This is a genomic window from Massilia sp. WG5, assembly GCF_001412595.2.
In the GTDB taxonomy this organism is placed as follows: domain Bacteria; phylum Pseudomonadota; class Gammaproteobacteria; order Burkholderiales; family Burkholderiaceae_D; genus Telluria.
Genome location: NZ_CP012640.2, coordinates 360,998 through 387,509, shown reverse-complemented (window position 1 = coordinate 387,509; position 26,512 = coordinate 360,998). Strand labels below are relative to the sequence as shown.

The following is a 26,512-nucleotide window of genomic DNA, read 5'->3' as shown; positions in this document are numbered from 1 at the left end:
CCAAGCAACCCCCTCACAGGAACCACCATGACTTTTAAGCCAGCGCGGCTGCTGTTAGCCCTGATCGCTATCGCCGCAACTTTCGCAAACGCGTCCGCATTCGCCCAGAACCTCGCCGTCGTCAACGGCAAGGCGATCCCGTCCTCGCGCGCCGACCAGATGGTCAAGGCGGTCGTGGCCCAGGGCCAGGCGACCGACTCGCCGCAGCTGCGCGATGCGATCAAGAAAGACCTGATCGCCCGCGAAGTGATGATGCAGGAAGCGATCAAGCAGGGCTACGACAAGAATCCGGAAGTCAAGCAGGCGCTGGAGAACGCCCGCCAGACCATCGTGATCAATGCCCTGGCGCGTGACTACGTCACCAAGCATCCTGTCACCGACGCCGAGATCAAGGCCGAATACGACCGCTTCACCAAGCAGACGGGCGACAAGGAATACCACGTGCGCCACATCCTGGTGGACAACGAAGCCGACGCCAACGCCATCATCGCCAAGCTGAAGGGCGGCGCCAAGTTCGAAGACCTGGCCAAGCAGTCGAAAGACACCGGCACCGCCAACAACGGCGGCGACCTGGATTGGGCCAGCCCGTCGTCCTTCCCGCCGGAATTCGCAGCCGGCTTCACCGGCCTGCAAAAAGGCCAGGTCACCGAGAAGCCGGTCCACACCCAGGTCGGCTACCACGTGATCAAGCTGGACGACGTCCGTCCGGCCAAGCTGCCGTCGCTGGAAGAAGTGAAGCCGCAGATCGCCGATGCACTGGCTCAGCAGAAACTCGCCTCGTACCAACAGGAAATGGTCAAGAAGGCAAAGGTGCAGTAAGATGTTGCATCACCGGCGGCCCGCGCCGCCGGTTTTCGTCGCGTTGCGACTTTTGTGATTAGATAGGATCGAATACATGATTGTGAAGCCAGCCCGCCTGTTGTTAGCCATGACCGCGATGGTAGCCCTGCCGTCGTTCGCACAAAACGTCGCGACCGTCAATGGCAAGCCCATCCCCGCGGCCAAGGTCGACCAGGTCGTCAAGCAAGTCGTCGCCCAGGGCAAGGCCACCGATTCGCCGCAACTGCGCGAAGCGATCAAGAAGGACCTGATCGGCCGCGAAGTCCTGATCCAGGAAGCCGACAAGCAAGGCGTCGGCACCCGTCCGGAAGTCAAGAACGCGATCGACAACGCACGCCAGAGCATCATCATCAACGCGATGCTGGCCGACTACATCAAGAAGAACCCGGTCAAGGATGCGGACATCACCGCCGAGTACAACAAGTACAAGTCCCAGGTCGGCGACAAGGAATACCACGCTCGCCACATTCTGGTCGGCACCGAAGACGAAGCCAAGGCCATCATCGCCAAGCTGAAGGGCGGCGCCAAGTTCGAAGACCTGGCCAAGCAGTCGAAGGATCCGGGTTCGGCGCAGAACGGCGGCGACCTGGACTGGGCGAGCCCGGCCAACTTCGTGCCTGAGTTCTCGAAGGCCATGACCTCGCTGCAAAAAGGTCAAATCACCGAGACCCCGGTCAAGACCCAGTTCGGCTACCATGTGATCAAGCTGGACGACACCCGCGCGGCCAAGATCCCGCCGCTGGAAGAAGTCAAGCAGCAAATTGCCGAGCAACTGCAACAGCGTAAGCTGGCAGCCTTCCGCGAAGAGCTGATGAAGAAAGCGAAGATCCAGTAAGACGGACTTCCCGGCGAAAGAAGCGCTCCATCCCCGGGGCGCTTTTTTTTATCATCCTGTACTATACGGTCACCCCATGCGCGTTCGCCGCGGCCGCAGCCTGCCGCTACGCCACCTGCTGATCCTGCTGACGGCGATCGGCCTGCTGCCGCTTGCCCTGCTGGGCATCTGGAGCATCCACGTCGCCAGCGAATACCGCCAGCGCGAGCAGGAGCGCACGCTGCTGGACCTGGCACGCGCCCTGTCCAGCGCGGTCGACGCCGAGCTCGATTCCTCGGTGATCGCGCTGTCGAGCATGGCCCAGGGCCCGGCGATGATGGCCGGCGACGTGCGCGCCTTCTACGATGTGGCGCGCCTCCAGGCCCAGGTCCAGCCCGAGTGGCTGGGCGTGTTCCTGGCTGACCAGGACGGGGCGACGCTGTTCCGCACCAACGCGCCTTTCGGCGCCGCGCCGCCCGCACCGGCGGACCCGGACAGCCTGCGCCAGGCGCTGAGCCTGCACCGCGCCGTGGTCGGGCGCATCGCCCGCGGCCCGGGCGGACGCGCCGCCATTCCAGTGCGCATTCCCGTCACCGACAGCCACGGCCATGCCTACGTGCTGAGCGCCGTGGTCAAGCCCGGCCGCATCCTGCGCGTGATCGAGCGCCAGCAGGCGCCGGGAGATTCGCTGATCGCGGTGATCGACGCTACCGGCCATATCGTCGCCCGCTCCAAGAACCAGGAGCGCTTCGTGACCCAGCCGATCACGCCGGCCCTGCGCGAGCTGATGCACAAGTACGGCCGCGAGGGCGCCGGCCCCACCTACACCAAGGAAGGCGACCTCGTCGCCACCGCCTACAGCAGCATGTCGCGCTACGGCTGGACGGTCGTGGCGAACACCCCGGCGACCACCCTGCGCGCCGCCTTTTTCGAAGGCATCTCCACCTACGCGGCCGGCTTTGCCCTGACGCTCGCGGCCTGCATCGGCCTGGCCTGGTGGCTGTCCAGGCGCATCATCGCCGCCTTCAATCACCTCCGGCGGGCCGCGGCGGCGGTCGGCGCCGGCCGGCCGTTCACCGTGCCCCATTCGCGGATCCGCGAACTGGGCCGCATGGGCCGCGCGCTCGAGGCGGCCGGACGCCAGCGCGCGCGCCACGAACTGGAGCGCTCGCGCCTGCTGGCCTCGCTCGAAGATGCGCTCGAGCAGGCGCGCCGGGCCGGCCTGGCCAAGGACGAGTTCCTCGCCGTGCTCGGCCACGAGCTGCGCAACCCGCTCAGTCCGATCGTCGCCTCGCTCGACCTCATGGACCTGCGCGACGAGCCGGGCGCGCGCCGCGAACGCACCATCATGCGGCGCCAGGTGACCCACCTGAAGCGCCTGGTCGACGACCTGCTCGACGTCTCGCGCATCGCTTCCGGCAAGCTGCGCCTGGAACTGCGCCCGCTGAACCTGGCCGACACCGTGCGCCACGTCGTGGCCGCCCTGCCCGGCCAAGCCATCGAGCTCGACGCGCCGGAGGCGGCCTGGATCGACGGCGACGACAGCCGCCTGGCGCAGGTGCTGAACAACCTGCTGTCGAACGCCGCGCGCTTCGGCAGCACCGCCACCCGCATCGCGCTGTCCGTCGACGCGGCGGCAGGCCTGGCAAGCTTGAGCGTGCAGGACAACGGGATCGGCATGGACGCCTCCCTGCTGTCGCGCGTGTTCGAGCCGTTCTTCCAGGCGCCGCAGCAACTGGCAAGGCGCACTGGCGGCCTCGGCCTGGGCCTGGCGATCGTGCGCAAGATCGTCGAACTGCACGGCGGCAGCGTCAGCGCCCACAGCGCCGGACCCGGCCAGGGCAGCCGCTTCGAGGTCGTGCTGCCCTTGTCGGCCGCACCCGCCCAGGCGGCGGCGCCTGCGCCAGCCCCGCTGCAGGCGCCGCGCCGGCTGCTGCTGGTCGACGACAACGAGGACGCCGCCGCCGGCACCGCCAGCCTGCTGCGCCAGCTCGGGCATACGGTCGAGGTGGCGCACAATGCGGCGCAGGCCCTGGCCGCGGCGCGCGCCGCCCCGCCCGAGGTCGCCATCCTCGATATCGGCCTGCCCGACATGGACGGCTATGCCCTCGCCGTGCTGCTCCGCCGCGCACACGGCAAGGCGCTGCGCCTGGTCGCCCTGTCCGGTTATGGCCAGCAGGCCGACGTCGATCGCGCCATGCAGGCCGGCTTCGACCTGCACCTGACCAAGCCGGCCACGCTCGACGCACTGATGCGGGCCGTGGCGCCTGCATCCTCCAGTCCGGCTATCCATTCCCCAGCGCCTTGAGCGCCCGCTCCAGCGCGCGGATCTTCTCGCGCATCGCGCCCAGCTTGCGCACCAGCGCGGCGCTGCGCTCCCACTCCGCATTGGTGGCGATCGGGTAGAAGCCGGTATAACGCCCCGGCGTCGCGATCGAGTTGGCGACCAGGGTGCCGGCCGTGATATTGACGTTGTCGGCGATCTCGATATGCCCGTTGACCATGGCCGCGCCGCCGAAGGTGCAGTGCCTGCCGATCCGGGCGCTGCCGGCCACGCCGACGCAGCCGGCCATCGCCGTATGCGCGCCGATGTGGCAGTTGTGGCCGATCTGGATCTGGTTGTCCAGCTTGACGCCGTCCTCGATCACGGTGTCGTCGAGCGCGCCGCGGTCGATCGTCGTGTTGCACCCGATGTCGACGTCGTCGCCGATCGTGACGCCGCCGGTCTGCGGGATCTTGATATAGACGCCGCCGTCCACCGCGAAGCCGAAACCGTCGCCGCCGATCACGGCGCCGGAATGGACGATGCCGCGCGCCCCGATCCGGCAGCGCGCATGGAAGCTGACGTTGGCGAAGAAATGCGTGTCCTCGCCGACCACCGCCTCGCGCCCGATATAGCAGCCGGGATCGATGACGGCGCCGGCCTCGACGACCGCGCCCGCCTCGACCGTCACCTGCGGGCCGATATGGGCCGAGGGGTCCACGCGCGCGCTCGCATGCACGACCGCCGACGGGTGGATGCCCGGCTCGGGCGCGGCGCGCGGCAACAGGTATTGCGCGGTGCGCGCGAAGTAGGCGTAGGGATTGCCCGTGACGATGCGTGCCCCCTCATAGCTGGCGGCCACCGCTTCCTCGTCCAGCGGCGACAGGATCAGTGCCGCGGCGCGGCTGTGCGCGGCCAGCGGACGCATCCTGCTGTTGGCGAGGAAGCTGATGTCGGCCGGCCCCGCGCGCTCGAGCGGGGCGATGGCCTTTACCTCGACGTCCGGGTCGCCCGCCAGCTGTCCGCCGAAGCGCTCGACAAGATCGCCTACTTTCGCGCTGATCCGTATGCCCATGCCGTCCTCCGCGATAGTCCATGTCGAGCTTGGACAACGCAGCCGTGCCCGCAGTTCCATTCATCTCATCGGCGCGAGCGGACCGCCATACGGAAACCAACGGTTGTCGTAAAAGCGTAACAGGGTATTGTGGTTGTCACGGACATATTTCATAATCACAACGTTTCTTAAAGATAAGCTACTTGTCTGCTACCACTAAGACATTGGCTGGCGTATCTTCCCTAATCATCCTTTCCGGAGTGCTTATCATGCTTCACAAGATGGCGATGCAATGGTTCCCGACGTTCTTTTCGTTCATCGTCGCCGACAAGCCGGCCCGGCAACCGAAAGAGACGGTCGTGCTGCCTGAAGTGTCGAACGATCCGGAAGAAGCTTTTTGGGAAGTCCAACGCATGATCACTCCCGCTGAATAAGATGCTGGACACGAAATAGCGGCAGCCGAACCCGCTCGTTCTCGTTTATCCCTTCAATAAGAAAAAAGCGCTCCACCAGGAGCGCTTTTTTTCGTGACGCATCACGCAGCCATCAAGCCACCCACTTGCGCGCGTTCTGGAACATCCGCGCCCACGGCGAATTCTCGCCCCAGCCGTCCGGATGCCAGGACATGGTGATGGTGCGGGCGACGCGTTCGGCGTGCGGCATCATGACCGTGAAGCGGCCGTCCGGCGTGGTGACGGCGGTCAGGCCGCCCGGCGAGCCGTTCGGGTTGAACGGATACTGCTCGGTCGCCTGGCCGCGATTGTCGATGTAGCGCAGCGCCTGAACCACCTTCGACAGGTCGCCGGTCTGCGAGAAGTCGGCAAAGCCTTCGCCGTGCGCGATCGCCAGCGGCGCGTGGGTGCCGGCCAGGTCGGCGAAGAAGATCGACGGCGAATCCAGCACCTCGACCATGCCGAAGCGGGCCTCGAACTGTTCCGACTTGTTGCGGGTGAACTTCGGCCACGCTTCGGCGCCCGGGATGATGGACTTCAGGTTGCTCATCATCTGGCAGCCGTTGCAGACGCCCATGCCGAAGGTATCGAGGCGGCCGAAGAATTCGGCGAACTGCTCCTTCAGCGCGGCGTTGAACAGGATGGTCTTGGCCCAGCCTTCGCCGGCGCCCAGCACGTCGCCGTAGGAGAAGCCGCCGACCGCGATCAGGCCCTTGAAGTCGTCCAGCTTCGCGCGGCCGGCGATCAGGTCGCTCATGTGCACGTCGACCGCCTTGAAGCCGGCCTGGTGCACCGCCCATGCGGTCTCGATGTGCGAGTTGACGCCCTGCTCGCGCAGGATCGCCACGCTCGGACGGGCCCCTAGCGCGATGAAGGGCGCGGCGATGTTCTCGTTCGTATCGTGCACCAGCTTCGGCGTGAAGCCCGGGTCCTGCTCGTCCAGCAGGCGCTCGTATTCCTGGTCCACGCATTCCGGATTGTCGCGCAGGCGCGCGATGCGCCAGCTGGTCTCGCTCCACAGGCGATGCAGTTCGCTGCGGCGCTTGTTGTAGATGACCTTGGTGTCGCGCGTGAATTCGATCACGCCGCGGTCGTTGACCTTGCCGATGATGTGGCTGCAGGCGCCGAGGTCGTGGGCGCGCAGCACGTTCATCACCTCGCTGCGCTCGGCATGGCGCACCTGGACGACGGCGCCCAGCTCTTCGCTGAACAGGGCGCGCAGCGTCATCTCGTTGCGGCGCTCGGCCACCTGGGCCGCCCAGTTCTTGGCGTCGCCGTGGTCCGAAGCGTGCTCGCCTTCCATGGCCAGGATGTCGAGGTTGACCGAGACGCCGGCGCGGCCGGCGAAGGCCATCTCGCACAGCGCCGCGTACAGGCCGCCGTCCGAACGGTCGTGGTAGGCCAGCAGCTTGCCGTCCGCGTTCAGCTGCTGGATCGCGGCGAAGAAGGCTTTCAGGTCCTGCGGGTTGTCGAGGTCCGGGGTGTCGTTGCCGACCTGGCTGGTCACCTGCGCCAGCGCGGACGCGCCCAGGCGGTTCTTGCCGCGGCCCAGGTCGATCAGGATCAGCGAGGTTTCGCCGAGGTCGGTGCGCAGCTGCGGAGTCAGGGTCTTGCGCACATCGTGGACCGGGGCGAACGAAGACACGATCAGCGACACCGGCGAAACGACGGCCTTGGCCTCACCCTTATCGTTCCAGGTGGTGCGCATCGACAGCGAGTCCTTGCCGACCGGGATCGAGATGCCCAGCGCCGGGCACAGCTCCATGCCGACCGCCTTCACGGTGTCGAACAGCGCGGCGTCCTGGCCCGGCTGGCCGCAGGCCGCCATCCAGTTGGCCGACAGCTTGATGTCTTCGATGCCGGCGATCGGCGCCGCCGCGATGTTGGTGATCGCCTCGCCGACGGCCATGCGGCCCGAGGCGGCGGCGTCGATCACGGCCACCGGGGTGCGCTCGCCCATCGCCATCGCTTCGCCCTTGTAGCCTTCGAAGCTCATGGTGGTGACGGCGCAATCGGCCACCGGCACCTGCCACGGGCCGACCATCTGGTCGCGCACGCTCATGCCGCCGACGCTGCGGTCGCCGATGGTGATCAGGAAGGACTTGTCGGCCACGGTCGGCAGCAGCAGCACGCGGCGCGCCACCTCTTCCAGCTCGAGGCCGGTCAGGTCGACCGGCTGGAAGCTGTTCTGCACGTGGACCACGTCGCGCTGCATCTTCGGCGGTTTGCCGAGCAGGACGTCCATCGGCATGTCGACCGGCGTGGTGTTCGTGATCGGATCGATCAGGCGCAGCTGGCGCTCTTCGGTGGCGACGCCGACCGCCGCGAACGGGCAGCGCTCGCGTTCGCACAAGGCGGCGAAGCGCGGCAGGTCGTCCGGGGCGATCGCCAGCACGTAGCGCTCCTGCGACTCGTTGCTCCAGATTTCCTTCGGCGACATGCCGCTCTCTTCCAGCGGCACCTTGCGCAGGTCGAAGATCGCGCCGCGCTTGGCGTCGTTCGTGATTTCCGGGAAGGCGTTCGAGATGCCGCCCGCGCCGACGTCGTGGATCGAGATGATCGGATTGGCGTCGCCCAGCTGCCAGCAGGCGTTGATGACTTCCTGGGCGCGGCGTTCCATTTCCGGGTTGCCGCGCTGGACCGAGTCGAAGTCGAGGTCGGCGGTGTTGGTGCCGGTCGCCATCGACGACGCCGCCGCGCCGGCCATGCCGATGCGCATGCCGGGACCGCCCAGCTGCAACAGCAGGCTGCCGACCGGGATGTCGTTCTTGTGGGTGTGCGCGTCGGAGATGTTGCCGATGCCGCCGGCGATCATGATCGGCTTGTGGTAGCCGAACACGGTATTCTCACCCAACGCGGTCTGGCCGACGTTCTGCTCGTAGGTGCGGAAGTAACCGCCCAGCACCGGCCGGCCGAACTCGTTCGAGAAGGCGGCGCCGCCGAGCGGGCCGTCGACCATGATCTGCAGCGGCGAAGCGATGCGCTCGGGCTTGCCGTAGGCCGGGACTTCCCACGGCTGCTCGGCGCCCGGGATCGCCAGGTTGGAGACGGTGAAGCCGGTCAGGCCCGCCTTCGGCTTGGCGCCGCGGCCGGTCGCGCCCTCGTCGCGGATCTCGCCGCCGGCGCCGGTCGAGGCGCCCGGGAACGGCGAGATCGCGGTCGGGTGGTTGTGGGTCTCGACCTTCATCAGCGTATGGGTCAGCTGGGTCACGCCCCGGTATTCCTGGCCGCCGTTTTCACCCTGCGGGTAGAAACGCATCGCCTCGGCGCCGACCATGATCGCGGAGTTGTCGCTGTAGGCCACCACCGTGCCCTTGGGCTGCAGCTGGTGGGTGTTCTTGATCATCTGGAACAGCGACTTGTCCTGCTTGACGCCGTCGATGGTCCACTCGGCGTTGAAGATCTTGTGGCGGCAGTGTTCGCTGTTGGCCTGGGCGAACATCATCAGCTCGACGTCGGTCGGATTGCGCTGCACCCGGGTGAACGCCGCCAGCAGGTAGTCGATCTCGTCTTCCGCCAGCGCCAGGCCCATCTCTGCATTGGCCTGCTCGAGCGCCTTGCGGCCGGCACCGAGGATGTCGACGGCTTCGAGCGGACGGCCTTCCAGTTCGGTGAACAGGGCCTGGGCCTCGTCGGCGCTGCGCAGCACGGTTTCGGTCATGCGGTCGTGCAGCAGGGCTGCGACGGCCTGGACCTCTTCCGCGCCCAGCTTCTTCGGCGCGCCAAAGCCGGTCCCGAGGATGCCGCTCTTCAGCACCACGGTATAGGCCACGCCGCGCTCGATGCGGTGGATGTGGGCCATGCCGCAGTTGTGGGCGATATCGGTCGCTTTCGAGGCCCACGGCGAGATCGTGCCCAGGCGCGGAATCACGAAGTACTCCTCGGTCACGCCATCGTACTGCGTTTCCGGCACCGGCTCGCCGTAGGTCAGCATGGCGGTCAGGCGCTCGGTGTCCTCGGCGGACAGGGGGCTGCTTGCATCGATGAAGTGGTAGAAACGCGCCTGTACGGCCGCAATCGTCGGAGCGACGGCTTGCAGTTGCGTGAGGAGACGTTGGCTACGGAAGGCGGAGAGGGCATTGGAACCCGGCAGAATCAACATGGCTGGAAAGTCGGTTGATGCAGCGTGGCTGCGGGTGGAAGATAGCCCGCTATTATACAGCGTCGCCCATGCGCTGGCTCTGGCCATCTTTGAATGGTTGCCGGACCTTCAAGGAATCGGTATCGTAGCGCTGGAGACCCAAGGGGCATGGACGAGAAAAAAAGAATGCAAGAGAACAGCCAACCGAGCGTACTGGTCGTCGACCCGAATCCGGGCGTCCGGACCAACCTGCAGAACATGCTCAACCAGTCGGGCATCTCGCGCGTCGAATATGCCGTCAACGCCGGCACGGCGGTCAAGCAGCTGGCGCGCCGCGGCTACGACGTGATCCTGTGCGAATACGACCTGAGCGGCAGCGGCAACGAAGGCCAGGACGGCCAGCAGCTGCTGGAAGACCTGCGCCACCACAAGCTGATCCCGCCCTGGGCGATCTTCATCATGCTGACCTCCGAGGCGGCCCACGACAAGGTGGTCAGCGCGGCCGAGCTGCAGCCCACCGAATACATCCTCAAGCCTTTCACGTCCGAGATCCTGAACCAGCGCATCCAGCGCGCCCTGCAGCGCCGCGCCGCCATGCTGCCGGCCTACCAGCAGATCGCGCGCGGCAATCCGCACGCGGCCATCCGGACCTGCATCGACGCCCCCGCCACGCAGCCGCGCTACGCCGTCGACTTCGCCCGCCTGCGCGCCGAGCTGCATGCTTCGCTCAGGGAATACGAACAGGCCGAAGGCGTTTACCGCCAGCTGATCGCGGCGCGCCCGCTGGGCTGGGCCAGGCTCGGGCTGGCGCGCATGCTGGCCTTCCAGGACCGCATCGACGACGCCGCCGAACTGCTCGAACAGCTGGTGCGCGACAATCCGCGCCTGATGGCGGCCTACGACCTGCTGGCGCGCTGCCACGAGGAGCGCGGCCAGCACGCCCTGGCCCAGAAGACGCTGGAGGACGCGGTCGGCATCTCGCCCCACATGGTGCGGCGCCTGCGCAAGCTGGGCGAAGTCGCGCTGGAAAGCGGCGACGTGGCGGCGGCCGAGAAATCCTTCAAGCAGGTGGTGACGCGTTCGCGCTACTCCGAATTCCGCAACCCCGAAGACCACGTCAACCTGGTCAGGGCCCTGGTGCGCAAGGGCGACCCGCTGTCGGCGGCGGGCGTGATCCGCGATCTCGGACGCTCGCTGCGCGGCACGCCCGAGCTCGATGCCTGCATGGCGATCTCGAACGCCCTGCTGCAGGAGGCGAGCGGCAACCAGGCCGGCGCGGTGGCCGGCCTGCGCAGCGCGGTGACGGCGGTGCGCGCCGGCAGCGCCCTGTCGCCCGGCATGAAGGTCGGACTTACCCGTTCCCTGCTCGAGCATCGCATGGACGAGGAAGCATCGGAGGTCATGATGACGGCCATGGGCGGACAGGACGCCGGGGTCACGGCGCAGCAGGCGATGAACGTGTTCGTGAAGGCCGGGCGCCCCGACCTGGCCGACGGCATGGGCAAGCAGCTGCGCGCCCAGGCCCAGGTCCTGCTCGGCGTGGCCGACGAGAAGCGCAACATGGGCGACGTGCGCGGCGCCGTGCAGACCCTGCTGGAAGCCCTGCACCTGGCGCCGGGCAACCTGCAGGTGATGATCGCGGTGGCCGGCGGCATCCTCCGCCAGATCATGGAGATGGGCTGGGATCACCCGCTGGCGGCCCTGTGCGCCGAACAGCTCGAACATATCCGGGCGCTGGATCCGGACCATCCGCGTTTGAAGGCGCTGGACGAGGAGCTGCTGGGGGCGAAGCGGAAGTACGGCATTTCCTCGTAGGGTGGGCACCCCGTGCCCACCCTACGGCTTGCCGTAGCCCCCGCCGCCCGGCGTCTCGATCACGAACACATCGCCGGGCTCCATGCCCACCTTGCCGATATGCCCCAGCTCCTCCACGCTGCCATCCGCGCGCAGCACCAGGTTGCGTCCCTTCGCTCCCGGCTCGCCGCCCGCCATCCCGAAGGGCGCATGGATCCGGTTGTTCGACAGGATCGCCGCCGTCATCGGCTCCAGGAAGCGCAGCCTGCGCACGCCGCCGTTCCCGCCGCGCCAGCGTCCCGCGCCGCCTGAGCCGGGCCGGATCTCATAGCTCTCCAGGCGCACCGGGAAGCGGAATTCCAGGATTTCCGGGTCGGTCAGGCGCGAGTTGGTCATGTTCGTCTGGACCACGTCGGTGCCGTCGAAGCCCTCCCCCGCGCCCGAGCCGCCGGAGATGGTCTCGTAGTACTGGTAGCGCGCATTCCCGAAGGTGAAGTTGTTCATCGTGCCCTGCGCCGCCGCCATGATGCCCAGCGCGCCGTACAGGGCATTGGTGATGCAGGTCGAGGTCTCGACATTGCCCGACACGACCGAGGCCGGATAACGCGGGTTCAGCATCGAGCCGGGCGGGATGATGACCTTCAGCGGCTTCAGGCAGCCGGCGTTCAGCGGGATCTCGTCGTCCACCAGGGTGCGGAACACGTAGAGCACGGCCGCCATGCATACCGCCGACGGGGCATTGAAATTGTTCGGCAACTGGCCGGAGGTGCCCGTGAAGTCGATCTCGGCGCTGCGGCCGGCGGCGTCGACGCGGATCGCGACCTCGATCCGGGCGCCGTTGTCCAGCTCATAGCGGAACTGTCCATCCTTCAGCACGGCGATCACGCGCCGCACCGCTTCCTCGGCATTGTCCTGCACATGGCCCATGTAGGCGCGCACCACATCGAGGCCATAGTAGGCGACCATCTTGCGCAGTTCCTCGACGCCCTTCTGGTTGGCCGCGACCTGGGCGCGCAGGTCGGCCAGGTTCTGGTCCGGATTGCGGGCCGGCCAGCGCGCGGCCAGCAGCATCGCGCGCGCTTCCTCTTCGCGCAGCACGCCGTCGACGCCGTCGACCAGCTTGAAGTTGTCGATCAGGACGCCCTCTTCCTCGATATGGCAGGAGTCCGGCGGCATCGAACCGGGCGTGGTGCCGCCGATGTCGGCGTGGTGGCCGCGCGAGCCGACGTAGAACAGGATCGCCTTGCCGGCCTCGTCGAACACCGGCGAGATCACCGTCACGTCCGGCAGGTGCGTGCCGCCGTTGTAGGGATCGTTCAGCACGTAGACGTCGCCGGACTTCATCCGGCCGGCGTTCTTGCGCATGACGGCCTTGATGCTCTCGCCCATCGAGCCCAGGTGGACCGGCATGTGCGGCGCGTTGGCGACCAGGTTGCCCTCGTGGTCGAAGATCGCGCAGCTGAAGTCGAGCCGCTCCTTGATGTTGACCGAATACGCCGTGTTCTGCAGGCGCAGTCCCATCTGCTCGGCGATCGACATGAACAGGTTGTTGAAGACTTCCAGCATCACCGGGTCGGCGCTGGTGCCGATCGCATGCCGCTCCGGCAGCGCCTCGACGCGCCGCAGCACCAGGTGTCCGTAGTTCGTGACCTCGGCCTGCCAGCCGGCTTCGACGACGGTGGTCGCATTCGCTTCGGCGATGATGGCCGGACCCTTGACGATGTCGCCCGGCGAAAGCCGAGCGCGCAGGTAGAGCGCGGTGTCGCGCCATGCGCCGCCGGCGAACATGCGCGCCTGCTCGTGCGCGGCCGGGGACCTGCCGGCAGCCGCCACCGGGCGCGCCACCTCGGGCGGCGCGTCGGAGCGGCCCAGCGCCTCGACCGACACGGCCTCCACCACCAGCGACTTGCCCGGCATCAGGAAGGAGAAGCGGCGGCGGTAGGCGTCCTCGAAGGCCTGCTGCATGGCCGCGTGGGTGTCGAGTCCAAGCACGATGGCGGAGTCGGTGCCCTCGTAGCGCAGGTGCACGCGGCGCAGCAGCTCGATGCGCTCGGGCGGCACGCCCTGCGCGCGCAGCTCTTCAAGGGCGCTGGCGCCGAGTTCGTCAAGCTCGGCCGCCAGCGCCGGCTCGCCCAGCTCGGCCAGGCGGCGCTCGACCGCGCGTTCGCGCATCGCGCTCTGGTCGGCCAGGCCCATGCCGTAGGCCGACAGCACGCCGGCCAGCGAATGGATGAACACCGTCTTCATGCCCAGCGCGTCGGCCACCAGGCAGGCGTGCTGGCCGCCGGCGCCGCCGAAGCTGGTCAGGGTGTAGTTGGTCACGTCGTGGCCGCGCTGCACCGAGATCTGCTTGATCGCGTTGGCCATGTTCCCGACCGCGATCCGGATGAAGCCTTCGGCCACCGATTCCGGGCTCGGCGTGGCGCCCGCGCCGCTTCCCGCTGCCGCGCCGATCTCCTTCGCCAGCGCGGCGAATCCGGCGCGCACGGCGTCGAGGTCGAGCGCCTGGTCGGCCGCCGGCCCGAACAGGTTCGGGAAATGGCTGGGCTGGATCTTGCCCAGCATGACGTTGCAGTCGGTGACCGTCAGCGGGCCGCCGCGGCGGTAGCTGGTCGGGCCCGGATTCGCGCCGGCGCTGTCCGGCCCCACACGGTAGCGGCTGCCGTCGAAGTGCAGCACCGAGCCGCCGCCGGCCGCCACGGTATGGATGCTCATCATCGGGGCGCGCATGCGCACCCCGGCCACCTGGGTCTCGAACACGCGTTCGAACTCGCCCGCATAGTGCGAGACGTCGGTCGAGGTGCCGCCCATGTCGAAGCCGATCACGCGCTCGAAGCCGGCCAGGCGGCTGGCGCGCACCATGCCGACTATGCCGCCGGCGGGGCCGGACAGGATGCTGTCCTTGCCCTGGAAGGCGCGCGCGTCGGTCAGGCCGCCGCTGGACTGCATGAACTGCAGGTTCACGCCGGGCAGGTCGCCGGCGACCTGGTCGACGTAGCGCCGCAGGATCGGCGACAGGTAGGCGTCGACCACGGTGGTGTCCCCGCGCGCGACCAGCTTCATCAGCGGGCTGACCCGGTGCGATACCGAGACCTGGGTGAAGCCGATCTCGCCCGCGATGCGCGCCACCGCCGCCTCGTGCCGGGTGTGCCGGTAGCCGTGCATGAAGACGATCGCCAGGCTGCGCAGGCCGGCGTCGAAGGCCGCCTGCAGTTCACGCCGCGCGCCCTCTTCGTCGAGCGCCTGCACCACGTCGCCGTGGGCGCCGATGCGCTCGTCGATCTCGATCACGCGCCGGTACAGCAATTCGGGCAGCACGATGTGGCGGTCGAACAGGCGCGGCCGATTCTGGTAGGCGATGCGCAGGGCATCGCGGAAGCCGCGGGTGATGGCCAGCGCGGTGGGCTCGCCCTTCCGTTCGAGCAGTGCGTTGGTCGCGACCGTGGTGCCCATCTTGACCGCTTCGATGGCGCCGTCCGGCGCCGCTTCGCCTGGCTTCAGGCCCAGCAGGTGGCGGATGCCGGCCACGGCGGCGTCGCGGTACTGTTCGGGATTCTCGGACAGCAGCTTGTGGGTAACGAGGGTGCCATCAGGGCTGCGCGCCACGATGTCGGTGAAGGTGCCGCCGCGATCGATCCAGAACTGCCAGTCCATACGTTCTCCACTCCGTTGCCAGAAAATCCGGGTCTATTGTAGTCGCGTCTCGCACAGTGTTGCGAATTTGGCGACAATGGAGGGAATCGATACCGAACCGGAGCCAACATGGACACCCTGCTCTACAGCTGCGACCAGATCCGCGCCATCGAACGGGCCGCCCAGGCGCGGCTCACGCCCGGCGACCTGATGGAGCGCGCGGGCCAGGCCGCCACCGCCTTCGCGCTCGAGCTGCTGGACGGCGATGCCGCCGGCGCCGTGCTGGTGCTGGCCGGTCCCGGCAACAACGGCGGCGATGGACTCGAACTGGCGGCGAGCCTGGCGCGCCGGGGCGCCGACGTCGAGGTGCTGCACCTGGCGGGCGAACGCGCGCCCTCCTTCGAGGCCGGGCGCGCGCTGCAGCGGGCGCGCGACGCCGGCGCGCGCTTCGTCGATGAAATCCCGGCGGGCCGGCCCTGGCGCCTGGTGGTCGACGCCCTGTTCGGCATCGGCCTCGCACGCCCGCTGGCGGGACGCGCACGCGAGCTGGCGCTGTGGACGGCCGGCTGCGACTGCCCGGTGCTGGCGCTCGACGTGCCGAGCGGGCTGGAGGCCGACAGCGGTGCCATCGTCGGGGCCGACGGCGCCGCAGTGACGGCCACCCACACCATCACCTTCCTCGGCAACAAGCCCGGCCTGCACACCGGCGACGGCTGCGACCGCGCCGGCGAGGTGCGCGTCGACATGCTGGGCGCGGACGGCCTGCACCAGGAAACCGCGCAGGCGGTGCTGAACGGCCCTGCCCTGTTTGCCGAACGGCTGGCGCCGCGCCGCCGCAATTCGCACAAGGGCAGCTTCGGCGACGTCGCGGTACTGGGCGGCGCGCGCGGCATGGCCGGGGCCGCGGTGCTGGCGGCGCGCGCGGCGCTGTACGGCGGCGCCGGCCGGGTGTTCGCCGCCCTGCTGGACGGCGGCATGGCCATCGATCCGCTGCAGCCCGAGATCATGTTCCGCGAGGCCGCCGGGATGGACTTCGAAGGCCGCACCGTGGTCGCCGGTCCCGGCATGGGCAGCGCGGATGCCGCCGTTCACCTGCTAGGCCAGGTGCTGGCGCTGCGCGCGCCGCTGGTGGTGGATGCGGACGCCCTGAACCTGGGCGCGGCGCGCCGGGAGCTTCAGGAAGGCCTGGCGGCGCACGGCGGCCAGCTGATCCTGACCCCGCACCCGCTTGAGGCGGCGCGCCTGCTCGGCGTGACCGCCTCCATCGTGCAGGCGGACCGCCTGGAGCACGCCCGCGAGCTGGCGATGCGTTTCAATTGCGTGGTGGTGCTGAAGGGCGCCGGCAGCGTGATCGGGCGGCCGGACGGCTTCGTGGCGGTCAACACGAGCGGCAATCCCGGCCTGGCGACCGGCGGCAGCGGCGACGTGCTGGCGGGCTTTTGCGGCGCCCTGCTGGCCCAGGGCTGGCCTGCCTGGGAAGCGGCATTGGGCGCGGTATGGCTGCACGGCGCCGCGGCCGACTGGCTGGTGGAGGACGGCAACGGGCCGATCGGCCTGACGGCGGGCGAGCTGCCGCGGGCGATCCGGGCCGTGCTCAACGCGTTGGTGTCGTCAACGTGATGGTGGGAAGGTATGTCCACCAACCGCGGCGTACCGTCACGTCACGAGGCGTCCTGCCGCGATGGTCAGCGTCCGCCCGCAGCGCGCCGCCATCGCCGGATCGTGGGTGACGAGCACCAGGGTCGAGCCGCGTTCGCGGTTGAGTTCGAACATCAGGCGAATCACGGCCTCGCCGGTGGCGGCGTCGAGGCTGCCGGTAGGCTCGTCGGCAAACAGCAGCGGCGGCTCGGTGACGAAGGCGCGCGCCAGCGCCACGCGCTGCTGCTCGCCGCCGGACAGGTATTTCGGATAGTGGCGCAGCCGGCTTTCCAGCCCGACCCGGCCCAGCATGGCGGCGGCCTTCTCGCGCGCCGCCGGATCACCGCGCAGCTCGAGCGGCAGCATCACGTTTTCCAGCGCGCTCAGGTGCGGCAGCAGCTGGAAGGACTGGAACACGAAGCCCAGCTTGGCCTTGCGGAACGCGGCGCGGCCGTCCTCGTCGAGGGCGAAGATATCGGTGCCGTCGAGCCGGACCGTGCCGCTGGACGGCGTGTCGAGGCCGGCGAGGAGGCCCAGCAGCGTCGACTTGCCGGAGCCGGAGGCGCCGACCAGGGCAAGCGTCTCGGCCGGTTGCACGGTAAAATCGACACTGTGCAGGATGGTGAGTTCGCCGCTGGCGTCCGCCACCCGCTTCGACAGGCCGGCGACTTCGATCGCCGGGTGCCGCACTAATGCTTCACCTTTGGTAGCCTCGGGAATATCACGCATGCTTGCTCGTCTCAATCTGAAAAAATGGGCCATCGGCGCCCTCGCGGCCTTCGCGCTGGCGGCGTCGGGGAGCGCCTATTCTGCACCAAAAACCGTGCTGGTGGTGGGCGACAGCCTCTCCGCCGAGTACGGGCTGGCGCGCGGGAGCGGCTGGGTCGCCCTGCTGGAACAGCGCCTGAAGGCGGAGAAGCTGGACGCCCGCATCGTCAACGCCAGCATCAGCGGCGACACCACCAGCGGCGGCCGCTCGCGCCTCCCGGCCCTGCTGGCCCGGCACAAGCCGAGCGTGGTGGTGCTGGAACTGGGCGCCAACGACGGCCTGCGCGGTTTGCCGGTCACGTCCGCGGAGGACAATCTGCGCGCCATGATCGACATGTCCAAAAAGACCAGCGCCAGGGTCCTGCTGGTCGGCATCCACATGCCGCCGAACTACGGCCGCGCCTATACGGAACGCTTCACCGGCATGTACAAGGAGCTGTCCTCGACGCTCAAGGTGCCGCTGGTGCCTTACATGCTGCAGGGCGTGGAACTGGTGCCCGCCAACTTCCAGGCCGACCGCATGCACCCGCTGGCCAGCGCCCATCCCGTCATCCTCAATAACATCTGGCCGCAACTGGCTCCCCTGATCAAACAATAAAATAATGAAATACCCCGCAGTCCTCAGCTTCACCGACGTCTTCGCGCAGCTCGACGAATTCGACACCATCATCGACGCGCGCAGCGAATCGGAGTTCGCGCTCGACCACATTCCCGGCGCCATCAACTGCCCGGTGCTGAACGACCAGGAGCGCATCCTGGTCGGCACCACCTACAAGCAGGTCGGCGCCTTCGAGGCGAAGAAGATCGGGGCGGCGCTGGTGTCGCGCAATATCGCCAACCATCTCGAGAAGCTGTTCGCCGACAAGCCGCGCGACTGGAAGCCACTGGTCTACTGCTGGCGCGGCGGCAACCGCAGCGGCTCGATGGCGCATATCCTGGCCAAGATCGGCTGGCCGGCGGTGCAGCTCGATGGCGGCTACAAGGCCTTCCGCGGCTTCGTCAACAGCGCACTGGAGAATCCGCCCCAGCTGCAGTTCCGGGTGGTCTGCGGTACTACCGGCAGCGGCAAGAGCCGCCTGCTGGAGACGCTGGAGAGCGTCGGCGCCCAGGTGCTCGACCTCGAGCGCCTGGCGGCCCACCGCGGCTCGGTGCTGGGCCACCTGCCGGACGAGCCCCAGCCGAGCCAGAAGATGTTCGAGACCCGCATCTGGGACAAGCTGCGCCGCTTCGATCCGGCCAAGCCCGTGTTCGTCGAATCGGAGAGCAAGAAGGTCGGCAACCTGCGCGTGCCGGAAGTGGTGATGGAGCGCATGCGCGCCTCGCCCTGCATCTCCGTGATGCTGTCGCGCCCGAACCGCGTGCGCCTGCTGATGGAGGATTACCAGCATTTCTGCGCCGACCCCTCGGCCCTGAATGCGCAGCTCGACCACCTGGTGCAGCTGCACGGCCGCGCCAAGATCGACGCCTGGCACGCGATGGCGACCGGCGGCCGGCTGCCGGAGCTGGTCGACGAACTGCTGGTGCAGCACTACGACCCGGCCTACCTGCGCTCGATCGACCGCAACTTCGCGCAGTATCCGCAGGCGGAGGTGCTGGAGCTGGCGGACATCGGCAAGGAAGACTTCCTGGCGGCGGCGCGGAAGCTGCACGCCGGCTGATCCCTGCGTGGGCAGAGGGCGCCCACCGTCCCAACCGACCCAAACAAAAAGCCCGGCCGCTTTCGCGGACCGGGCTTTTTGCCTGTGGCCTGCCGATTACTCGGCCTTGTTGCCCAGCTCAGCCGCCTTGACGTTCACCTTGGCCTTGGCCTTCTTCTTCAGGGCTTCGATGTAGCCGTACAGCTCGGCACCGCCGACGGCGCGTGCGATCGCCGCCGACTCTTCCTTGCGGCGCGCCTGGTCCACCTGGGCCGGCTGCGACACCTTGCCGATGCGGTAGACGCCAAAGCCCTGGCCCGGCAGCTCGACGCCGACATAGGCCGGCAGCTTGCTGGCGTCGGCCTTCAGCACGGCGATCGCTGCGGCCGGGTTGATGCCCGGATCCGTCTGCATGGTGCGCGACAGGACCTTGGTGGCGCCGAAGCCGCTGGCATCATCCGATGCCTTCAGCGCGGCGATCTTCGCTTCGCCGGCCTGGCGCGCCAGGCGCATCGCTTCTTCCTGGGTCACGCGCTGGCGGATCTGGTCGGCGACTTCGGCCAGCGGACGCTTGGTGGCCGGCTTGAACTCGACCACGCGGCCCGCCACCAGGGTGCTCGGCGCGACTTCCACCGCTTCGGTGTTGCGCTTGTTGGCGATGGCGTCCTGCGAGAAGATCGCTTTCAGGAACTTCTCGTTATTCACCGGCGACTTGCCCAGCGCCGGGTTCGGCGTACGGGTCAGGCCGTCGGCGGTCTGGATGGCCAGGCCCAGCTTGTCGGCCACCGGCTTCAGGCTGTCCGACTGCTCGTAGACGGTGTTGGTGAAGGTCTCGGCCAGTTCCGAATACTTGTTCGACATCTTGGCCTTCTTCAGCTCGGCCGTGATCTCCGGCCTGGCTTCTTCCAGGGTCTTCTGGACTGCCGGCACGAGCTTGGTCACCTTGACGATGTGGTAGCCGAAGCTGGAGCGCACCAGGCCGCTGACTTCGCCTTCCTTGAGCTGGTAGATCGCATCTTCGACCGGCTTGTCGAACAGGCCCTTCTGGACCACGCCCAGGTCGCCGCCGATCTCGGCCGAACCCGGATCCTGCGATTGCGCCTTGGCGATCTTCGCGAAATCGTTCGGGGCCTTCTGCAGCTCGGCCAGGATGGCTTGCGCCTTGGCCTTGGCGGCGGCGTCATCGGCCGGCTTGGCGTCCTTCGGCACGGCGATCAGGATGTGGCTGGCGCTGCGCTTTTCCGGCGTGGTGAAGCGGGCCTTGTTCTTGTTGTAGAAGTCGGCAATCTCGGCCTCGCTGACGCTGACCTGCTTTTCGACGGCATCCTGGTCCAGCACCACGTACTCGGCCTTGATCCGCTCCGGCACCTGGAACAGGGCGGCATTCTTGTCGTAGTAGGCCTTGACCATGTCGTCGGTGACCTTCACCTGCGAGGCGAAGTTCGCGATCGGGAACAGCAGTTCCTGGACTTCGCGCTGCTGGTCGTTCAGGTCCGACAGGCGGCTGGCGACCGAGCGCGGCGCGAAGGCCGTACCCTGCACCGCGGCGGCCAGCTGCTGCACCGCCATCTGGTAACGCACGCGCTCCTGGAAGCCTTCGGCCGTCATCCCCTGCGAGGTCAGGAAGGCCTTGTAGGCGTCGAGGTCGAAGCTGCCGTCCGGCTTGCGCAGGCCGGTCTGTTCGATGATGCCCTTGTACAGCGAGTCGTTACCGACCGTCAGGTGGCTGCGCGCGACTTCGGCGCCGACCGCGCGCTCGGCGACCAGGCCGTCCAGGACTTCCTGCTTCGCTTCCGGCGTATCGAACAGCTTCTGGTCGAACTGCGGGCCCATCATGGCGCGCGCCTGGTCGATCTGGCGGCGCTGCGCCGCTTCCCATTCCTGCTGCGTGATCGAGCGGCCGTCGACGGTAGCCACGCCATCGCCGCCGCCGCGGCGTTCGTACTGGCTGACGCCGACGAGCACGAAGGACGGCAGGATCAGCAAGAGCAGGAGGAACTGCATCAGCCGCTGGTGGGTACGAATAAATTCAAACATGGTCAGCCAATCAAGGTTGAAAATGCGATTACAAAAAGCCGAAAAAAAAGGCGAACCGCGGTTCGCCTTTCTTTCACACCTATTTTCTGGCGGAGCGGACGGGGCTCGAACCCGCGACCCCCGGCGTGACAGGCCGGTATTCTAACCAACTGAACTACCGCTCCAGAATCTGTGCTGCATGTCGCGTTGCCTTATCGAGTGGCGGAGCGGACGGGGCTCGAACCCGCGACCCCCGGCGTGACAGGCCGGTATTCTAACCAACTGAACTACCGCTCCACGCAATAAGGCGACACTTTTCTCTGCGCTAGCGCAAAGAAGGCATTAGTTTACTGCATCTTTCAGGGCTTTACCAGCCTTAAATTTCGGGACCTTGGCGGCCTTGATCTTGATGGCTTCCTTGGTGCGCGGATCGCGGCCGGTACGGGCAGCGCGTTCGCCGACGGTGAAGGTGCCGAAGCCGACCAGGGTCACGCTATCGTTCTTCTTCAGGGTGTCGGTCACAGCGGTGATCATGGCGTCGAGGGCGCGTGCCGCAGAGGCTTTGGTCAGGTCCGCGGACTTCGCGATTTCTTCGATCAGTTCAGTTTTGTTCACTTCTTTTCCCTCGTTAGACATTCGGCAAAAAACCGCAAGCGCGTATTAAACAAGGGTGGAATGCTTTGTGTCAAGCAACGCTGCTGCCGAGCGGCAACATTAGAGCCTTCACTCGGATGCGTGGACGTAAAAACGGGCGCTCCGCAGAGCGCCCGTTTCAGCCTTCGTCAGGAGTGAGCGGCGATCAGTGCTTGACCACGCCGCCCTGCCCGTCCGTCGTGGTCGTCACCGGCGAGGCGGCAGCGACCGCCGGCACCTCGACGATCGGCTCCGGCTGGCGCTCCAGGGCGACTTCCAGCACCTTCTCGATCCAGCGCACCGGCACGATCTCGAGCTTGTTCTTGACGTTGTCCGGGATCTCGGCCAGGTCCTTCACGTTCTGCTCGGGGATCAGCACCGTCTTGATGCCGCCGCGCTGGGCTGCCAGCAGCTTTTCCTTCAGGCCGCCGATCGGCAGCACTTCGCCGCGCAGCGTGATCTCGCCCGTCATCGCCACGTCGGCGCGGACCGGGATGCCGGTGAACACCGACACCAGCGCGGTCGTCAGCCCGATACCCGCGGACGGACCGTCCTTCGGCGTCGCCCCTTCAGGCAAGTGGATGTGGATGTCGGTCTTCTCGAACACCTCGTTCTTGATGCCCAGGCGCGCAGCGCGCGAGCGCACCACCGTGCGGGCCGCCTCGATCGATTCCTTCATCACGTCGCCCAGCGTACCGGTGCGGATCACGGCGCCCTTGCCCGGCACCTGCACGGCCTCGATGGTCAGCAGGTCGCCGCCCACTTCGGTCCATGCCAGGCCGGCCACCTGGCCAACCTGGTTTTCCTTCTCGGCCACGCCGAAGTCGAAGCGGCGCACGCCCAGGAACTTGTCCAGGTTCTTGCCGTTCACGATGACGCGCTTGTTGTCCTTCTTCAGCAGCAGCATCTTGACGACCTTGCGGCAGATCTTCGAGATTTCGCGCTCGAGCGAACGCACGCCCGCCTCACGGGTGTAGTAGCGGATGATGTCGCGGATCGCCGATTCCTCGACCTTGATCTCTTCTTCCTTCAGGCCGTTGTTCTTGACCTGCTTTGGCATCAGGTAGCGCTGCGCGATGCTGGTCTTCTCGTCCTCGGTGTAACCCGACAGGCGGATGACTTCCATCCGGTCCAGCAGCGCCGGCGGGATGTTGAAGGAGTTCGAGGTCGCCACGAACATCACGTCCGACAGGTCGAAGTCGACCTCGACGTAGTGGTCGCTGAAGGTATGGTTCTGCGCCGGGTCCAGCACTTCCAGCAGCGCCGAGGACGGGTCGCCGCGGAAGTCCGCGCCCATCTTGTCGATCTCGTCGAGCAGGAACAGCGGGTTGCGCACGCCGACCTTGGACAGCGACTGCAGCACCTTGCCCGGCATCGAGCCGATGTAGGTACGGCGGTGGCCGCGGATCTCGGCCTCGTCGCGCACGCCGCCGAGCGCCATGCGCACGTACTTGCGGCCGGTCGCGCGCGCGATCGACTCGCCCAGCGAGGTTTTACCCACGCCCGGAGGACCGACGAAGCACAGGATCGGGGCTTTCAGCTTGTCGACGCGCTGTTGCACCGCGAGGTACTCGAGGATGCGTTCCTTGATCTTGTCGAGGCCGTAGTGGTCGGATTCCAGCACCTGCTGGGCCTTTTCCAGGTCGATGGTGACCTTGGATTTCTTTTTCCACGGCAGGCCGACCAGGGTGTCGATGTAGTTGCGCACGACGGTGGCCTCGGCCGACATCGGCGACATCATCTTCAGCTTCTTGATCTCGGCCTGGGCCTTTTCCATGGCTTCCTTCGGCATCTTGGCTGCGATCACCTTCTTCTCGAGCTCTTCGATGTCGGCGCCGTCTTCGCCCTCGCCCAGTTCCTTCTGGATCGCCTTGACCTGCTCGTTCAGGTAGTACTCGCGCTGCGATTTCTCCATCTGGCGCTTGACGCGGCCGCGGATGCGCTTTTCCACCTGCAGGATGTCGAGCTCGCCTTCCAGCTGGCCGAGCAGATGCTCCAGGCGCTTGGCGACGTTGAAGATCTCGAGGATCACCTGCTTCTGCTCGAGCTTGAGCGGCAGGTGGGCGGCAACGGTGTCGGCCAGGCGGCCGGCGTCGTCGATGCCGGCCAGCGAAGCCAGGATCTCGGGCGGGATTTTCTTGTTGAGTTTGACGTACTGGTCGAACTGCTGGACGATTGCGCGGCGCATCGCCTCGACTTCCGAATCGTCGCCGACTTCGGAATTGATCGGAATAAGGTCGGCGACGAAATGGCTCGGCGCGTCGGTGATGTGATTGATACGGGCACGCTGCGCGCCTTCGACCAGCACCTTCACGGTACCGTCGGGCAGCTTCAGCATTTGCAGAATATTGGCCACGCAGCCGATCTCATAGATGTCTGCGGCCGAAGGCTCGTCCTTGGCAGCTGCTTTCTGAGCAGCGAGCATGATGCTCTTACCCTGTTCCATCGCGGCTTCGAGCGCCTTGATCGATTTCGGGCGGCCGACGAACAGAGGTATCACCATATGCGGAAACACGACCACGTCGCGCAGAGGCAGCAGCGGCAAGGTCATTTGTTCAGTAAATTTAGTAGTCGTCATGGCATACCTTATAAAAAGCGTGTTGACGATGTTGGGAGTCCACCGTCGAATCACAAGAGCGGCCGAAAAATAATTTTCTATCGCAACAGTTATTCCAACTTAGCCGTTCTGACAAAAGCCCGTTTTCAAATAAAAAAGCCACTGCGCGACGAGGGTCACGAGTGGCTTTTCGATTGAAGCCCAGGTCTTTTGTTGAGATTGATTGTACCGCCAAGAATCAGCGTTTCAAGACCTTTTGTTGTGTGTGCGCGAGGAAATTTTAATTTTCCCCGGCCGCTTTCGGCGATTCGCTATAAATCAGCAAAGGTTTCGCGCCGTTCGTAATCGTATTTTCATCGATCACGACTTTCACGACATTTTGCTGGCTTGGCAGTTCATACATCACATCCAGCAGGGCATGTTCCAGGATCGAACGCAGGCCGCGGGCGCCGGTCTTGCGCGCCAGTGCCTTCTTGGCAATCGCGTGCAGGGCCGCCGGGCGGATTTCGAGTTCGGCGCCTTCCATGTCCAGCAGTTTCGAGTATTGCTTGATCAGTGCGTTCTTCGGCTCGACCAGGATCTGGATCAGGGCGTCTTCGGTCAATTCGGCCAGGGTGGCGACGACCGGCAGGCGGCCGACCAATTCCGGGATCAGGCCGAACTTGATCAGGTCTTCCGGCTCGGCTTCCATCAGCACGTCGGACAGCGAACGCTGGGTCTGGCTCTTGACGCTGGCGCCAAAACCGATGCCGCTCTTTTCCGAACGGTTCGAAATGATCTTGTCGAGGCCGTCGAACGCGCCGCCGCAGATGAACAGGATGTTGGTCGTGTCGATCTGGACGAAGTCCTGGTTCGGATGCTTGCGCCCGCCCTGCGGCGGCACCGATGCCATCGTGCCTTCGATCAGTTTCAGCAGGGCTTGCTGCACGCCCTCGCCGGAAACGTCGCGGGTGATCGACGGATTGTCGGACTTGCGCGAAATCTTGTCGATCTCGTCGATGTAGACGATGCCGCGCTGGGCCTTCTCGACTTCGTAATTGCAGCTCTGCAGCAGCTTCTGGATGATGTTCTCGACGTCTTCGCCCACATAGCCCGCTTCGGTCAGCGTGGTGGCGTCGGCGATGACGAAAGGCACGTTCAGCATGCGCGCCAGGGTTTGCGCCAGCAGGGTTTTACCGGAACCGGTCGGGCCCACGAGCAGGATATTGCTCTTGGACAGCTCGATATCGTCCTTCTTGCCCAGGTGCTTGAGGCGCTTGTAGTGGTTGTAGACCGCAACCGACAGGATGCGCTTGGCCGTCTGCTGGCCGATCACGTATTGATCGAGCAGTTCGGCGATCTCGTGCGGCGTCGGCAGGTCGGACTTGGCGCCCGCTACCGACTCCACGTTCGAGGTCTCGTCGCGGATGATGTCGTTGCACAGGTCGATGCACTCGTCGCAGATGAAGACCGAAGGCCCTGCGATGAGCTTCTTCACCTCGTGCTGGCTCTTGCCGCAGAAGGAGCAGTACAGGAGTTTTTCGCCGCTAGAGGATTTTTTGTCAGACATGGGGCAAGTTTCTGTTGAATTGCTACGAATATAACGCTAATACGGGGGCGCAACAAGTGCGTACGTCTCCATGCTACCCGAAATAAAAAAAGAACGCCCGATCCGCTGTTGCGCTCGGGCGTCTTTCAGCAACACTGCCTATATAGTGCTCAGTGTGCCGATTAGGCGCGGTTGGTCAGGACCCTGTCAATCAGACCATATTCCACGGCTTCCTCGCTCGACATGAAACGGTCGCGGTCGGTGTCCTTGTGGATCTGTTCGATCGTCTGGCCGGTGTTGTCGGCCATGATGCGCGCCAGGCGTTCGCGCAGGTACAGGATTTCCTTGGCCTGGATCTCGATGTCCGACGCCATGCCCTGCGAACCGCCGGACGGCTGGTGGATCATGACGCGCGAGTTCGGCAGCGAGAAGCGCTTGCCCTTGGCGCCGGCCGCCAGCAGGAAGGCGCCCATCGAGGCAGCCAGGCCCGTGCACAGGGTCGACACGTCAGGCTTGATGAAGTTCATCGTGTCGAAGATGGCCAGGCCGGCCGACACCGAACCACCCGGCGAGTTGATGTAGAGCGAAATATCCTTGTCCGGATTTTCGCTTTCCAGGAACAGCAGCTGGGCCACGATGAGGTTGGCCATCTGGTCGTTGACAGGACCGACCAGGAAGATCACGCGCTCTTTCAGCAGGCGCGAGTAGATGTCGTAGGCGCGCTCGCCGCGGCCACTCTGCTCGATCACCATCGGCACCAGGCCGAGGGCTTGGGTATCCAACGCAGGATTACGATTCATACCT

17 protein-coding genes and 2 tRNA genes are annotated in these 26,512 nt (G+C 66.4%); 8 read left to right on the top strand and 11 right to left on the bottom strand.

The annotated features are described in order from the left end of the window. Positions 1–27 precede the first annotated feature (27 nt). The 3 genes from AM586_RS01685 to AM586_RS01675 all read left to right on the top strand — a co-directional run bounded on the left by AM586_RS01685 (position 28) and on the right by AM586_RS01675 (position 3,962). Positions 28–819, top strand: a complete 792-nt coding sequence (locus AM586_RS01685) for a peptidyl-prolyl cis-trans isomerase (protein ID WP_047825082.1) — start codon at positions 28–30, stop codon at positions 817–819. Positions 820–895: 76 nt separating this feature from the next. Then, positions 896–1,675 carry a peptidylprolyl isomerase gene (locus AM586_RS01680; RefSeq protein WP_047825081.1) on the top strand — a complete coding sequence of 260 codons (780 nt, stop codon included), beginning with the start codon at positions 896–898 and terminating at the stop codon, positions 1,673–1,675. A gap of 76 nt (positions 1,676–1,751) precedes the next feature. Further along, entirely contained in the window at positions 1,752–3,962 is a 2,211-nt protein-coding gene (locus tag AM586_RS01675) for an ATP-binding protein (protein WP_047825080.1), read from the top strand. Here AM586_RS01675 and lpxD read toward each other — a convergent pair. Next, positions 3,940–4,992 (bottom strand): UDP-3-O-(3-hydroxymyristoyl)glucosamine N-acyltransferase, encoded by a 1,053-nt coding sequence (gene lpxD / locus AM586_RS01670; RefSeq protein WP_047825079.1) that lies wholly within the window; start codon positions 4,990–4,992, stop codon positions 3,940–3,942. The two genes, AM586_RS01675 and lpxD, sit on opposite strands and share 23 nt — an antisense overlap. 248 nt (positions 4,993–5,240) lie before the next feature. Between lpxD and AM586_RS27950 the strand changes: the two genes are divergently transcribed. After that, positions 5,241–5,405, top strand: a complete 165-nt coding sequence (locus AM586_RS27950) for a hypothetical protein (RefSeq protein WP_156328207.1) — start codon at positions 5,241–5,243, stop codon at positions 5,403–5,405. A gap of 112 nt (positions 5,406–5,517) precedes the next feature. Here the strand turns inward: AM586_RS27950 and purL are convergent, their stop codons facing one another. After that, positions 5,518–9,525: a phosphoribosylformylglycinamidine synthase gene (purL, locus tag AM586_RS01665; RefSeq protein WP_047825078.1), complete on the bottom strand. Its 4,008-nt coding sequence runs from the start codon at positions 9,523–9,525 to the stop codon at positions 5,518–5,520. 165 nt (positions 9,526–9,690) lie between these two features. Here purL and AM586_RS01660 point away from each other — a divergent pair, with 165 nt between their 5' ends. Beyond that, positions 9,691–11,319 carry a response regulator gene (locus tag AM586_RS01660; protein ID WP_047825077.1) on the top strand — a complete coding sequence of 543 codons (1,629 nt, stop codon included), beginning with the start codon at positions 9,691–9,693 and terminating at the stop codon, positions 11,317–11,319. Positions 11,320–11,340: 21 nt separating this feature from the next. Here AM586_RS01660 and AM586_RS01655 read toward each other — a convergent pair whose 3' ends face one another. Then, entirely contained in the window at positions 11,341–14,952 is a 3,612-nt protein-coding gene (locus tag AM586_RS01655) for a hydantoinase B/oxoprolinase family protein (RefSeq protein WP_047825076.1), read from the bottom strand. A 108-nt stretch (positions 14,953–15,060) separates the two neighbouring features. Between AM586_RS01655 and AM586_RS01650 the strand changes: the two genes are divergently transcribed. Continuing rightward, positions 15,061–16,551 (top strand): bifunctional ADP-dependent NAD(P)H-hydrate dehydratase/NAD(P)H-hydrate epimerase, encoded by a 1,491-nt coding sequence (locus tag AM586_RS01650; RefSeq protein WP_047825075.1) that lies wholly within the window; start codon positions 15,061–15,063, stop codon positions 16,549–16,551. A gap of 36 nt (positions 16,552–16,587) precedes the next feature. On the opposite strand, the gene AM586_RS01645 is transcribed toward AM586_RS01650, so the two are convergent. After that, on the bottom strand, positions 16,588–17,298 hold the full coding sequence (locus AM586_RS01645) for an ABC transporter ATP-binding protein (protein WP_047825074.1): 711 nt from the start codon (positions 17,296–17,298) through the stop codon (positions 16,588–16,590). Between AM586_RS01645 and AM586_RS01640 the strand changes: the two genes are divergently transcribed. After that, positions 17,297–17,935, top strand: a complete 639-nt coding sequence (locus tag AM586_RS01640) for an arylesterase (RefSeq protein ID WP_047825073.1) — start codon at positions 17,297–17,299, stop codon at positions 17,933–17,935. The genes AM586_RS01645 and AM586_RS01640 overlap by 2 nt on opposite strands. Positions 17,936–17,939: 4 nt before the next feature. Continuing rightward, on the top strand, positions 17,940–18,995 hold the full coding sequence (mnmH, locus tag AM586_RS01635) for a tRNA 2-selenouridine(34) synthase MnmH (RefSeq protein ID WP_047825072.1): 1,056 nt from the start codon (positions 17,940–17,942) through the stop codon (positions 18,993–18,995). A 96-nt stretch (positions 18,996–19,091) separates the two neighbouring features. Here mnmH and AM586_RS01630 read toward each other — a convergent pair whose 3' ends face one another. The 7 genes from AM586_RS01630 to clpP all read right to left on the bottom strand — a co-directional run bounded on the left by AM586_RS01630 (position 19,092) and on the right by clpP (position 26,508). Further along, positions 19,092–21,011, bottom strand: coding sequence for a SurA N-terminal domain-containing protein (locus AM586_RS01630; protein ID WP_047825071.1), 1,920 nt, complete (start codon positions 21,009–21,011; stop codon positions 19,092–19,094). An 87-nt stretch (positions 21,012–21,098) separates the two neighbouring features. Then, positions 21,099–21,175, bottom strand: a tRNA-Asp gene (locus tag AM586_RS01625). Positions 21,176–21,210: 35 nt separating this feature from the next. Continuing rightward, a tRNA-Asp gene (locus AM586_RS01620) sits at positions 21,211–21,287 on the bottom strand. 45 nt (positions 21,288–21,332) lie between these two features. After that, a complete protein-coding gene (locus AM586_RS01615; protein WP_047825070.1) occupies positions 21,333–21,605 on the bottom strand; it encodes an HU family DNA-binding protein in 273 nt (90 codons plus the stop codon). A 184-nt stretch (positions 21,606–21,789) separates the two neighbouring features. Further along, positions 21,790–24,201: an endopeptidase La gene (gene lon / locus AM586_RS01610; protein WP_060566883.1), complete on the bottom strand. Its 2,412-nt coding sequence runs from the start codon at positions 24,199–24,201 to the stop codon at positions 21,790–21,792. A gap of 259 nt (positions 24,202–24,460) precedes the next feature. Next, complete coding sequence (clpX, locus tag AM586_RS01605; protein WP_060566881.1) at positions 24,461–25,729, bottom strand: ATP-dependent Clp protease ATP-binding subunit ClpX; 1,269 nt, start codon at positions 25,727–25,729, stop codon at positions 24,461–24,463. 161 nt (positions 25,730–25,890) lie between these two features. Further along, entirely contained in the window at positions 25,891–26,508 is a 618-nt protein-coding gene (gene clpP / locus AM586_RS01600) for an ATP-dependent Clp endopeptidase proteolytic subunit ClpP (RefSeq protein WP_197416444.1), read from the bottom strand. Positions 26,509–26,512: the final 4 nt, after the last annotated feature.

Excerpts from the sequence above, each read along its gene's own strand:
- AM586_RS01685 (WP_047825082.1), top strand. The coding sequence starts at position 28 with ATGACTTTTAAGCCAGCGCGGCTGCTGTTAGCCCTGATCGCTATCGCC.
- AM586_RS01680 (WP_047825081.1), top strand. The coding sequence starts at position 896 with ATGATTGTGAAGCCAGCCCGCCTGTTGTTAGCCATGACCGCGATGGTA.
- AM586_RS01675 (WP_047825080.1), top strand. The coding sequence starts at position 1,752 with ATGCGCGTTCGCCGCGGCCGCAGCCTGCCGCTACGCCACCTGCTGATC.
- lpxD (WP_047825079.1), bottom strand. The coding sequence starts at position 4,992 with ATGGGCATACGGATCAGCGCGAAAGTAGGCGATCTTGTCGAGCGCTTC.
- AM586_RS27950 (WP_156328207.1), top strand. The coding sequence starts at position 5,241 with ATGCTTCACAAGATGGCGATGCAATGGTTCCCGACGTTCTTTTCGTTC.
- purL (WP_047825078.1), bottom strand. The coding sequence starts at position 9,525 with ATGTTGATTCTGCCGGGTTCCAATGCCCTCTCCGCCTTCCGTAGCCAA.
- AM586_RS01660 (WP_047825077.1), top strand. The coding sequence starts at position 9,691 with ATGCAAGAGAACAGCCAACCGAGCGTACTGGTCGTCGACCCGAATCCG.
- AM586_RS01655 (WP_047825076.1), bottom strand. The coding sequence starts at position 14,952 with ATGGACTGGCAGTTCTGGATCGATCGCGGCGGCACCTTCACCGACATC.
- AM586_RS01650 (WP_047825075.1), top strand. The coding sequence starts at position 15,061 with ATGGACACCCTGCTCTACAGCTGCGACCAGATCCGCGCCATCGAACGG.
- AM586_RS01640 (WP_047825073.1), top strand. The coding sequence starts at position 17,297 with ATGCTTGCTCGTCTCAATCTGAAAAAATGGGCCATCGGCGCCCTCGCG.
- AM586_RS01645 (WP_047825074.1), bottom strand. The coding sequence starts at position 17,298 with ATGCGTGATATTCCCGAGGCTACCAAAGGTGAAGCATTAGTGCGGCAC.
- mnmH (WP_047825072.1), top strand. The coding sequence starts at position 17,940 with ATGAAATACCCCGCAGTCCTCAGCTTCACCGACGTCTTCGCGCAGCTC.
- AM586_RS01630 (WP_047825071.1), bottom strand. The coding sequence starts at position 21,011 with ATGTTTGAATTTATTCGTACCCACCAGCGGCTGATGCAGTTCCTCCTG.
- lon (WP_060566883.1), bottom strand. The coding sequence starts at position 24,201 with ATGACGACTACTAAATTTACTGAACAAATGACCTTGCCGCTGCTGCCT.
- clpX (WP_060566881.1), bottom strand. The coding sequence starts at position 25,729 with ATGTCTGACAAAAAATCCTCTAGCGGCGAAAAACTCCTGTACTGCTCC.
- clpP (WP_197416444.1), bottom strand. The coding sequence starts at position 26,508 with ATGAATCGTAATCCTGCGTTGGATACCCAAGCCCTCGGCCTGGTGCCG.